At 53.0% G+C, this 11,942-nt stretch carries 10 protein-coding genes; 5 read left to right on the forward strand and 5 right to left on the reverse strand.

What is annotated here, in order from left to right; translation table 11 throughout:
- Positions 1-43: 43 nt before the first annotated feature.
- The 3 genes from rnc to ACZ42L_RS09875 all read right to left on the reverse strand — a co-directional run bounded on the left by rnc (position 44) and on the right by ACZ42L_RS09875 (position 2,750).
- A complete protein-coding gene (gene rnc, locus ACZ42L_RS09865) occupies positions 44-1,129 on the reverse strand; it encodes a ribonuclease III (protein WP_464698632.1) in 1,086 nt (361 codons plus the stop codon).
- Positions 1,119-2,381, reverse strand: a complete 1,263-nt coding sequence (gene fabF / locus ACZ42L_RS09870) for a beta-ketoacyl-ACP synthase II (RefSeq protein WP_464702584.1) — start codon at positions 2,379-2,381, stop codon at positions 1,119-1,121. Before fabF ends, rnc begins: the two co-directional genes overlap by 11 nt.
- A gap of 132 nt (positions 2,382-2,513) precedes the next feature.
- Entirely contained in the window at positions 2,514-2,750 is a 237-nt protein-coding gene (locus ACZ42L_RS09875) for an acyl carrier protein (protein ID WP_036899954.1), read from the reverse strand.
- A gap of 263 nt (positions 2,751-3,013) precedes the next feature.
- On the opposite strand from ACZ42L_RS09875, the gene ACZ42L_RS09880 reads away from it, so the two are divergent.
- The 5 genes from ACZ42L_RS09880 (at position 3,014) to ACZ42L_RS09900 (ending at position 8,073) form a co-directional block, all read left to right on the forward strand.
- On the forward strand, positions 3,014-4,783 hold the full coding sequence (locus tag ACZ42L_RS09880; protein WP_464716999.1) for an alpha-1,3-galactosidase-related protein: 1,770 nt from the start codon (positions 3,014-3,016) through the stop codon (positions 4,781-4,783).
- A 95-nt stretch (positions 4,784-4,878) separates the two neighbouring features.
- Complete coding sequence (locus tag ACZ42L_RS09885) at positions 4,879-5,484, forward strand: DUF4254 domain-containing protein (protein ID WP_464705950.1); 606 nt, start codon at positions 4,879-4,881, stop codon at positions 5,482-5,484.
- Positions 5,481-6,557, forward strand: a complete 1,077-nt coding sequence (locus tag ACZ42L_RS09890; RefSeq protein WP_464715996.1) for a glycosyltransferase family 9 protein — start codon at positions 5,481-5,483, stop codon at positions 6,555-6,557. Before ACZ42L_RS09885 ends, ACZ42L_RS09890 begins: the two co-directional genes overlap by 4 nt.
- Positions 6,558-6,814: 257 nt before the next feature.
- Complete coding sequence (locus ACZ42L_RS09895; protein ID WP_464698446.1) at positions 6,815-7,183, forward strand: transposase; 369 nt, start codon at positions 6,815-6,817, stop codon at positions 7,181-7,183.
- A gap of 8 nt (positions 7,184-7,191) precedes the next feature.
- Complete coding sequence (locus tag ACZ42L_RS09900) at positions 7,192-8,073, forward strand: IS3 family transposase (protein ID WP_464698445.1); 882 nt, start codon at positions 7,192-7,194, stop codon at positions 8,071-8,073.
- 477 nt (positions 8,074-8,550) lie between these two features.
- Here ACZ42L_RS09900 and ACZ42L_RS09905 read toward each other — a convergent pair whose 3' ends face one another.
- Both ACZ42L_RS09905 and ACZ42L_RS09910 read right to left on the reverse strand, forming a co-directional pair.
- On the reverse strand, positions 8,551-10,104 hold the full coding sequence (locus ACZ42L_RS09905) for a sulfatase family protein (protein WP_464715997.1): 1,554 nt from the start codon (positions 10,102-10,104) through the stop codon (positions 8,551-8,553).
- A gap of 20 nt (positions 10,105-10,124) precedes the next feature.
- Positions 10,125-11,930 carry a RagB/SusD family nutrient uptake outer membrane protein gene (locus ACZ42L_RS09910; protein WP_464706002.1) on the reverse strand — a complete coding sequence of 602 codons (1,806 nt, stop codon included), beginning with the start codon at positions 11,928-11,930 and terminating at the stop codon, positions 10,125-10,127.
- Positions 11,931-11,942: the final 12 nt, after the last annotated feature.

The raw sequence follows: 11,942 nt of genomic DNA on the forward strand, positions 1-11,942 counted from the left end.
ACAGCTTACCGCCTTTTTACTTATCGTAGAAAGGATTGATTTATCATGCTTCGTTGAAAGCGGCTTCTTCGGCTGCTTTGATGATGTCTTCTTTGCTCTGCGGGCCGGCACTGATGTCGCTCAGGTCGAATTCTTCGGTATCTGTCGTTTCTTTCTCGACCGACTGCACTTCGTTGTCAGCACGATACATGGGCGGGCGACGCTTGTTTCGGCGTGGCTTATCCTCGAACACCTCTTCGCGGAACGTATTCTCGTGCTTCTCTGCGGATGCCTCTTTCTCGATATCCTTCGTGATGACAAAGTCGTCTTTGGCATCCGTGGTCGGCACGTTCTCTACAGGTTCTTCCTCCATCTTCGTACGGTTGGTCTTAGCCGCAAATACTTGGTCGATGAACTGAGGTTCGCGACGCAGCTTTTCCAGAGTGAGCTTGCTGGCCAACTGCTGGCTTTCCTTCTTGCTATAGCCGTTGCCTGCACATCCCTGTACGCCTTCCAGCATCACTTCGTAGCTGAAGGTGGGGTTGCCGTTGTCGTCCTTCTTCTGGTTGAGCATCTTGAAGTCGAGCTGCACTCTGTTCTTCTGACTCCACTCAATGAGCTTGCTCTTGAAGTTCACCTCTTTGTAGGCCACCTTGTCGATGTTAATCATTTCGGCCAGAATACGATTTTGCATGAACGCCATGCAGGCATCGTAGCCCCGGTCAAGATAGATTGCACCGACGAGAGCTTCGAAAGCATTTCCTCCCATATAGCTGTTGTGAGAAGAACTGCGTCCGCTCGAAAGGATGAGTTTGCTAAGTCCCAACGACTGAGCGAGCTTGTTCAGTGTGTCGCGCTGTACGAGTTTGGAACGCGTATTGGTAAGGAATCCTTCGCGCTTTCCGGGGAAATGGCTATAGACTATGTCGCCGACGATGGCGTCGAGGATGGCATCTCCGAGGAATTCCAGGCGTTCGTTGTTGATGGGTTTGCCCTTTGCATTGCGTTTCATCACACTCTTGTGCATCAATGCCAGCTTGTAATAGCTGATGTCGTGGGGATAGAAACCCATGATTTGGCGCAAGGAAGAAAAAAGCTCCTTTTCCTTTCGGAAAGGGAGCTTGATTCTATCAATAAGATTATTCAGCATATTTCTTGAACACTACACAGCAGTTATGACCGCCGAAACCAAAGGTGTTGCTCAGCGCTACACGCACTGTGCGCTTCTGTGCCTGGTTGAACGTGAAGTTCATATTGTAGTCGATGTTCTCGTCTTTATCATCCTCCTCGTGGTTAATCGTAGGCGGAACGATGTCGTTCTGGACTGCCAATACACATACCATGGCTTCTACAGCACCGGCAGCGCCCAAGAGGTGACCGGTCATTGACTTGGTTGAACTGATGTTCAGCTTATAAGCTGCATCGCCGAACACGTCCTTGATGGCCTTGGCCTCAGAGATGTCACCTACCGGGGTAGATGTTCCGTGTACGTTGATATAGTCTACATCCTCAGGATTCAAGTGAGCATCTTCGAGTGCATTCATCATGACGAGCTTCGCACCGAGTCCTTCCGGATGGCTGGCTGTGATGTGATAAGCGTCGGCACTGGCACCTTCGCCAATCATCTCTGCATAGATTTTAGCACCGCGCGCCTTTGCATGCTCCAACTCTTCAAGCACCAGACAGCCCGCACCTTCGCCCATGATGAATCCGTCGCGGCTTGCGCTGAACGGACGAGAAGCGTGTTCGGGGTCGTCGTTGCGTGTAGAGAGTGCGTGCATAGCGTTGAAACCGCCCACTCCGCATTCGCAGAGAGCAGCCTCAGCACCACCGCTTACGATGATGTTGGCCTTGCCCAGACGAATCAGGTTGAAAGCGTCTGCAAGTGCATTGCTTGACGATGCACAGGCAGATGTCGTGGTAAAGTTAGGACCGTGGAATCCGAAGTGGATTGAAATCTGTCCTGAAGCAATGTCGGCAATCATCTTCGGGATGAAGAAAGGGTTGAACTTAGGTCCGTTCTCCCTGTTCTGACCATAGTAGGTCACCTCTTCCTCGAAAGTCTTGATACCTCCAATACCTACACCGTATACCACACCGATACGGTTCTTATCTTCTTTTTCCAAGTCCAGACCTGCATCCTTCACACCTTGCATGGCGCTAATCATGGCCAACTGAGTGTAACGATCGAGCTTGCGGGCTTCCTTACGGTCGATGTAATCATTGACGTTGAGGTTCTTAACCTCGCAGGCAAACTGTGTCTTGAACTTAGAAGCGTCGAATGATGTAATAGGAGCAGCACCGCTCTTACCTGCCAACAAGTTGCTCCAGGTTTCCTCCGGAGTGTTGCCGACGGGCGTCACAGCACCTAATCCTGTTACTACTACTCTTTTTAACTCCATTATTCAGAAAATATTTATTGAATCTATAGCAAATAATATTTATGGTTGACGGCTTCCTTCTCTATGTGCATTCAGGCACGAAGAGATGTGGAAAGCATCCGCCAACCATAAACACTCAACTACGAAACGTTATTACTTAGCGTTCTGCTCGATGTAGTTGATAGCGTCACCAACAGTCTGGATGGTTTCTGCCTTATCGTCGGGAATTGAAATACCAAATTCCTTCTCAAATTCCATAATCAGCTCTACAGTATCCAATGAATCTGCGCCGAGGTCATTTGTAAAGCTTGCTTCAGGCTTAACTTCAGCCTCATCAACACCAAGTTTATCTACGATAATAGCCTTTACTTTGCTTTCAATTTCTGACATAATACTCTAAATTTTAATTGTTTATAGATAATTCTTATTATAAAATCGGCTGCAAAGGAACGAATTTATTTTCAGTCTGACAAACTTTTTGTTTAAAAAAGCGGTCATTCCTGCACACACGGGTAGTGATTGTGCATACAAAACAGCTATTGAATGCCTAATTTCCCTATTATCAAGCAGTTTGATATGTTTTTTCAGAAACATATATTAAATTTGCAAGTATAACTAACCCTATATCTATAATAAAGAACTCTATATCCATGATGAAAAGAACGATTCTGGCGTATGTCCTAGGAATGTTGGCTATCACGTCGCATGCTGCCGATATTACGGTAGATTTGGGGCATTACGGACTCTCGTCCGACTCTACCATCAATGCTTCCATAGCCTTCGGCAAAGCCATGAAAGCCGTACAGCAAGAGTCCCGGAAGGGGCATCGTGTGACGGTGAAAGTGCCACATGGCCGTTACCATTTCTATCCCGACGGCGCTACCATACGCGAATACTATGTCTCCAATCACGACCAGTTGAACCCACGTGCGGTAGGCATCTGCATGGAGCGCATGCGCAACGTGACTTTCGACGGCGGCGGTTCCGACTTCATCTTCCACGGCCGAATGCTGCCCCTGAGCCTTGTACAAGCCGAGAACTGCACGCTCCGAGGATTCCGTGTAGACCACGCCAATCCACATATAGCCCAGGCCACCATCATAAGCAACGACACGCTGAACCACGAAATCGTCTACCAACTGTCGCCCGAAGTTGACTATACGCTCAGCCACGACACACTATACACCTGTGGACAGGGCTGGAAATACCTGCTCAATTCGGCCATAGCCTTCGAACCGACCACCCACCACATGGTCTATCGCACCAGCGACATAGGCATCCGAGTTACAGGTGTCACCGCTCTGCCTGGCCGCCGCTTTCTTGCCAAAGGGTGGAACGACACGCGCCTGCACCCCGGCACCGTACTAGCCATGCGCTCGTGGACGCGCCCTGCCCCTGCCATATTCCTCTACGAGTGCAGGGACACAAAGATAGAAGACATTACCATATATTATATAGAGGGCATGGGCGTACTGGCCCAGTTATGCCATAATGTATCGCTCGATGGCTTCAACGTATCTCTGCGCCCCGGCACACACCGCTATTTCACCACACAGGCCGACGCTACCCACTTTGTGAATTGCAGTGGCGAGATTACCAGTCGGCACGGACTGTACGAAAGCATGATGGACGATGCCATCAATATCCACGGTGTCTACCTCAAGATGACCAAGCGTCTGAACGACCATACCATCCGGGCGCGCTTCATGCACGAACAGGCTTACGGCTACAGATGGGGCTACGTAGGCGACACCGTACAGTTTGTCACCTCGCGAACCATGGAACATATTCCGGGCATCAACGTCATCAAGAAGATAACGGCCGTCGACCGCCCCATCGACAAAGGCGTCAAGGAGTTTGAGATAACCTTCGCTCACCCCCTGTCCAAGGCCATCAGCGAGCACAACAGCATCGGCGTGGAAGACCTTACATTGACCCCCACCGTACAATTCGACCACAACATAGTGCGCAACAACCGTGCCCGTGGTTGCCTGTTCTCCACTCCTCGCCGTGTAGTTTGCAAAGACAACTTCTTCGACCACACCTCGGGAACGGCCATACTGCTCTGTGGCGACTGCAACGGATGGTACGAGTCGGGGGCTTGTCGCGACGTCACCATCCGCCACAATATCTTCGTCAACGCCCTTACCAACATGTTCCAATTTACCGAGGGCGTCATCTCCATCGACCCCGAAATACCCGAATTCGGCAAACAGAAGCAGCACTTCCACAGCGGCATCAAGATTCTGGACAACATGTTCGACACTTTCGATGCCCCATTGCTGTATGCCAAGTCGGTCGACGGCATCATGTTCCAGGGCAATCGAGTGCTGCACAACAGTACTTATCCAGCCTTCCACCACAACCGAAAGGCCGTGACTTTAGACAAGGTTATCAACTATCAGGGCGATGTAGCCCCTTAATAAAGATGTTTGCCCGCAAATCCGGCGGGCAAACATTTGCATTCTCAAATAAAATTCCTATTTTTGCAAATAGTTAAACACATACCCGAACAAGAATGACATTCACACAACTCTGCAACGAGATTTTCAACAAAGCGATCCAAGACTATCACGTCAAAGACTGCATCGACACTCCGATTAGTAATCCTTACCATCGCGACAGCATCGAGAACCGTCTCTATCTGAAATGCTGGATTGACACTGTGCAATGGCATTTCGAAGACATCATCCGCGACCCGCACATCAATCCGCTCGAAGCATTGGCTCTGAAACGCCGCATCGACACCAGCAATCAGGACCGCACTGACCTCGTTGAGCAAATCGACTCGTACTTCCGCCAGAAATATTCCGACGTGAAAGTGCTGCCCGATGCTCGTATCAACACCGAGAGTCCGGCTTGGGCCGTAGACCGCCTGTCCATCCTGGCGCTGAAAATCTATCACATGCGCGAACAGACAGAGCGCACCGACGCCGATGAAGCACACAAGACTGCCTGCCTGGACAAGCTGCAAGTGCTGCTCGAACAGCAGAAAGACCTCTCCACAGCCATCGACCAACTGCTGGAAGACATCGAGGCCGGTCGCAAATACATGAAGGTCTACCGCCAGATGAAGATGTACAACGACCCGTCGACCAACCCCGTGCTCTACGCCAAAAAGTGAAAAACGACCACCTACTCATCATCCGTTTCTCGGCCTTGGGCGATGTTGCCATGACCGTTCCGGTGGTATATGCACTCGCCACCCAATACCCCCAGCTGCGCATCACCGTGCTCAGCAAGCCTTTTGCGCGTGCTTTCTTCGAGCAACTGGCGCCCAACGTGGGCTTCATGGAAGCCGACCTGAAAACCGAGTACAACGGAATCAAAGGACTCAATGCGCTCTATCGGCGGCTCGTAGCCAAGAATTTCACGACTATAGCCGACTTCCACGACATCATACGCTCCAAGTATCTGCGCCTGAGATTTAATCTTGCCAACTATCGCGTGGCCCACATCGACAAGCATCGCGACGGCAAACGCAGGCTGGTCGCCAACTCTCATAAGATACTGACGCAGCAACCCACTTCTTTCCAAAACTATGCCGACGTGCTAGCCCGGTTGGGTTATCCCGTCAACCTCGAATTCCGTTCCATCTATCCGCCTGAAGGCGCTCCGTTCCGGCTGCTCCCTGCAACCATCGGCGAGAAGCGTCCGTTCCAACAGTGGATAGGCATTGCCCCCTTTGCTGCCCACGCCGGCAAGATATACCCCGTGGAACTGATGGAGCAAGTCATCGTCAGCCTCATCCGCCTGCATCCCTCTTGCCGCATTTTCCTGTTCGGCGGTGGCGGCAATGAGCGCCAGACGCTCGACAGTTGGGTCGGCCGTTATACCCAGTGCATCAACGCTTCGGCCCTCGCCGGCGGCTTGGCCGACGAGCTTATCATCATGAGTCGGCTCGACGTCATGGTGAGCATGGACAGTGCCAACATGCACCTGGCTTCTCTGGTAGCCTGCCCTGTGGTGAGCATCTGGGGCGCTACCCATCCCTATGCCGGCTTCATGGGTTGGAATCAGTCGGCCAATAATGCCGTACAGGTGTCGCTCCCATGCCGTCCATGCAGCATCTACGGCAACAAGCCCTGTATGCGTGGCGACTGGGCCTGCCTCCGTAACATCGCTCCCGAAACCATTGTGGAGCGCGTGGAAGCCAATCTGGACGCAGCCGAGAGGAAGACGAAACCCATGCCATAACCCTGAAAGAGCTTGCCCCGCTCGCTTTCAGACTATACATAACGCCCCCGAAGGACTACCGACATCCTCCCACCAACCCTTACTTCATATATTTTAGGACAGAAACTGCCGTAACCGCAAATCCAATATGAAAGACCTTCCCTAATAGTAAGGGGCGAATTGAATTCGCCCCTTACTATTTTCTCAATTCCTACCTAACTGTAGTGTACTGAATAAGTTGACAGTATCCACGTATTAATTAAAAAACGTAAACCGTCATGATTAAGTACAATGAAACGGAGAAACTCTTGTTATTAAGTCAGTACATCACCAGTGGCCTTGATGCCTACCATTTCGCCGGGAGTCGCGGTATTCCCTACACCACGTTCCGCCACATCCTGCGTTGCTACGGTCATCCGGACACCTCATCCATATCCGAGCTGATGAAACAAGCACAGATTCCCACCACCGTCGAGGAACTCCAGGCCCAGCTGGCCCGTGAGCGTAAGGCCCACGCCGAGGAACTCAAGCGTCTCAAGCATGCCCTTGCCCAGGAGCAGGTTCGCAGCCTTGCCAACTCCACGATGATAGACCTTGCCGAGAAGAAGTTCAACATCCGTATCCGAAAAAACTCCGATGCCAAGTAATCAGTACCTTGTCTCAGGGGGAGGAATGCTGCCGGCTCAAGGGTTGCGTCTCCTTCCTCTGCGGTTATCTTGGCATCAGCAGGCAAGGCTATTACCGCCACGTAGAGCGCTCCATGGATGTGGACGTCCTTCGCACGAGCATCGTGCTGTATGCCGGCGAGGTCCTCAAGGACATGCCCAAGGCGGGCATGCGCGAACTCTATGCACTGTGCCGTAGGAAGTTCGGTCCCAAGTTCACCCTCGGCCGCGACCAGTGCTATGCCCTTTTCCGCTCCAACGGCCTGTGCCAACGCCGTCGCAAGCGTCCCCGGACAACCTTCTCCAACCACGGCTACTTCATCTACGGCGACCTGGTCAACACCACTCCCAAGCTGCGTCCCCACCGCCTGGGCGAACTTTGCGTGGCAGACATCACCTATGTCGCCACGTCTTCGGGCTGGGCCTACCTGTCGCTGGTCACCGATGCCGCCTCACGGGTGATCCTCGGCTGGGCCCTGCACCCCACACTGGCCAGGGAAGGCCCCATCCAGGCCATGCAGATGGCCATGGGATGCTACAGGGAGTACGGTGTGGACCTGACCCTCCTGATTCACCATTCAGACCGCGGTGTACAGTATTGCTGCCATGAGTACGTCTCCCTCCTGGAGCGTTCCGGCATCCGTATCAGCATGACCCAGACCGGAGACCCGCTCCACAATGCCCTGGCCGAGAGGATGAACAACACCGTCAAGAACGGCTGGCTCTTCGATACCCATGACAAGAGCTTTGAGGAGGTCAGTCAACTCGTGGCCAAGGCCGTGAGGCTATACAACACCGTACGCCCGCACCAGAGCCTGGAGATGCGGACACCGCAGCAGGAACTGCTCAGGCTCCTGGGCCGTGCAGCCTAGGGGATTCGCTCCGGGGAGGATGCAAGCCCCCGACGCCAGGACTCCCCCGGTATTCTCCATAGAGTCCATCCATCATAAAAAAAGAGGTCAACCTTTGGACGGACAATGAAGAAACATTAACTTTGCACTTCGACGACAGCTGTCAACCAGAAATGAACTTTGGAGAAAGAGGTGACAACCTGCATGGAAAATAAGAATCGCAGGTGTCAACAGATAATCAATTTAAAAACAAAAGCTGTCAACTAAAACCAGTACACATCATTGTGCATTTATCTTGTTCCACTGCAAAGCCTCGGCAGCGTTGCTGTTTGGCCTTTGCAGCGATGCTGTTCGGCCCTTGCAGCGGTGCTGCCGAGCCTTTGCAGCGAAATGACATGGATTTAACCGGCCCACAAAAAAATCCCGGTTACTCCGCCCGCCGTATCCATTCAGGGTACGAATCGGGGGAATAACCGGGATTGCCGATTTTCCTATAACCTATTTCGCGGGCACGTTGGTCTCGTTGTACTGCGCACGCAGGCGGGCCAGCTCCGCCTTCAGCTTCCGCGTCAGCTTCTCCATGCCGGGACGGCCGTAGAGGTTGTGCATCTGTTCGGGGTCTTTCTTCAGGTCGTAAAGCTCCCAGGTGTCGATGTCGTCGTAGAAGTGTATCAGCGTGTAGCGAGAGGTGCGGACGCCGTAGTGGCGGCATACCGAGTGCTCGTCGGGGTACTCATAGTAGTGGTAGTAGAGCGACTTGCGCCAGTTGCGGGGCTTCTGCCCCTTGAGCAGGGGCAGCATCGAGACGCCCTGGATGTCCCTGGGCACGGCCACTCCGGCTGCTTCGAGGAACGTAGGGGCGTAGTCGATGTTCTGGACCATCTGCGTGATGTCGCCGCGCTTGCCGCCCGGATAGTATACCAGCAGCGGGGTGCGGAAGGACTCCTCGTACATGAACCGCTTGTCGAACCATCCGTGCTCTCCCAGGTAGAATCCCTGGTCGGAGGTGTAGACGATCATCGTGTTGTCGAGCATGTCGTGCCGGCGCAGGTAGTCTATCACACGGCCCACGTTCCTGTCAATGCTGCGGATGACGCTTAGATAGTCGTGCATGTAGCGCTGGTACTTCCACTCGGCCAGTGCGCGCCCCGACAGGCCGGCTTCCTTGAACTTGCGGATGATGGGATCGTAGTGCCTGTCCCACTGGGCGCGCTGCGACGGCGTCATGCGCGAGAGGTTGGCGCGTCCCCATTTCTCCAGGTCGGGGTCGGAATGTATCTGGTTCTCCTTGTCGGCCATCTTCAGGTCGTACACCAGGTCCATGTCCTTCATGATGCTCATCTTCTGCTTCTGGGCGGCCCGGCGTCCCCGGTAGTCGTCGTAGAACGTTGCCGGCACGGGGTAGGTGCGGTCGTCGAAGGCGTCCAGGTCGCACGTGTCGGGCATCCATACCCGGTGGGGTGCCTTGTTGTGGATGAGCAGGCAGAAGGGCTTGTCGGGGTTTCTCCGGCGGTCGAGCCAGTCCAGTGCCAGGTCGGTGGTGATGTTGGTGGCATAGCCGGGAATCTGTACGCGCTTTCCGTTGTCGATGAAGTTGGGGTTGTAGTAGTCTCCCTGTCCTATGAGGATGTTCCAGTAGTCGAATCCCGTGGGCGTGGATATGAGGTGCCACTTGCCCACCACGGCCGTCTGGTATCCCGCTCTCTGGAGCAGCTTGGGATAGGTCTGCTGGCTGCCGTCGAAGGTCTTGCTGTTGTCGGTGAATCCGTTGGTGTAGCTGTGCTTGCCGGTGAGCATGCAGGCCCGCGACGGTCCGCTGAGCGAGTTGGCCACGAAGCTGTTGGTGAAGCGCACGCCGTTCTGTGCCAGCCAGTCCAGGTTGGGTGTGCTGATGAGGCTCTTGTCGTAGGCGCTGATGGCCTGGTAGGCGTGGTCGTCGCTCATGATGAACACGATGTTCATCGGCTTCCGCCCTTGGTTCTGAGCCTGAAGGCTGGCCGGGGACAACGCGAGCGTCAGGCCGGCCAGGGATAAAGTCAGGTTTGTATTCATGTATTATAGATATTTTTATACTATTCCCAACCTGGATTCTGAGTCCATTGACCATTTGTCAATGACAGCATTCTCGGTTGAATGGGCAACAAGTAGTCTCTATGTACGTTGAATGCCCAACCATTTTCGTAGCCCGACGGGTTGATAGGCAGGATGTAACGGTAGGAATCACCAGGTTTTCCTGTGAGATAGAGGTTGTTGCCGGAAGCCTTGTCGTAAACCAATTTACCGCCATAGGCTGCATTGTTTTCGAGGTTACTGCCTACAAACATAGCACCGACAGCACGTTTACCCACTATCAGTTCATCAGCAGCAGCCCATCGCATGATGTCGTCTGTTCGGCGACCCTCGCATGCCAGTTCGATTCTGCGCTCTCTTCTGACGGCCTGAATGTATTTGTCGAGTTTTGCAAATGGATAGTCTGCCGACGTGTTATACTCTCTGTCGAAGTCGATGGCAGGCATACCTACACGGTCGCGTAGCGGTTTAAGCAACGAAATAATCAGCTGTGCGTTGCCAGCACCGTTGAGTTCGGCCAGCGCTTCGGCATAGTTGAGGAGTATATCTGCATATCGGTACTGGATGCCTGGGGTGCTTCCTTTGTACTCTGCGTCCAAGTTGCCCTTGTAATCTATCTGTACAAACTTCAGCAGAGAGTAGCCCGACTCGTTCTTGTTATAGCCCGAACCGGTCAAAGGTGGTACTACATAGGCTGGCTGATCGGGACGGAGCACTTGTCCGGGCATACAGATGGTCTGGCTCAGACGTGGGTCTCTCAAGGTAGGTTTCAGTTCGTCGCCAAATGTTTTCTTGGCATTGATTACCTGTTCGCCGACGAATGGCTTTCCATCTATTGTCAGATAGTCGTCTACCAAAGAAGCTGCGACGCCCGTACCACTGCCGCCCTGGTTCAGATAGCGGTCTACGCTGTTACCGATGTTATCGCCATCATAGCGCTTGAACCACAGGACTTCGGAATTGGAACTCAGGTCCTCGGTCTGGAACATGACTCTGTAGTCGTTCAGCGTATTGCCTGTGGAATAGATTTTCCAGACTCCACGGTCTACCACAGCCTTACATGCTTCGACACATTGCTTCAGATAATCGGCTATCTTCTCGTCGGTGATGCCCGGTGTAAAGAACTCGTCTTTCTGCTTCTTGTGGTATTTCTCCCACGTGCCTTCGTACAGTGCGACCTCGCTCTTCAGTGCCCTGGCCACGTCTTGATGCACTCTCATGGTAGCAGAACTGCGCTGTGCACTCAGGTTGGCCACAGCTTTGTCCAAGTCGGCAAGGATGCTGTCGGCGATGACGGTACGCTCCTGGCGGGGCAGATTCATCTCCTCGGCAGTGGGGTCTAGCGGTTTGCTGACCCAAGTGATTTTGCCATACTTCTTGAACAACTGGAAATAATACCATGCACGGAAATAGTAAGCCTCGCCCACACACTGCTTGTAATCGGCCGCACTGGGATTGGCCACATGGCCAAGGTTGTTGATGAGGAAGTTGACATTGCGGATGTTGGTATATTCCGACATCTTCGCGGCATTGCTAAGCGTCAAAGAGCCATTCAGGCGTGTACTTACAGAACTGCTCGACATGTTGTCGCTGTTCAAATCGCCACTGGCAATGTAGCCTCCGCTCCAGTCGTATCCCTGGGCTCTGACACCCGACTGATAGAACTGGTCTAGATAGCTTGACATCTCACCGACTGTCGAGAACGGATTCACAGTGGATAATTGGCCCTCAGGCGACTTAGACAAATCGTAGCAACTTGTAAATGTCGCAGCAATCAACGCTGCTATACAAATATGATATAGTTTCATGATTATCTTGTA

Source organism: Prevotella mikamonis (genome assembly GCF_055381405.1).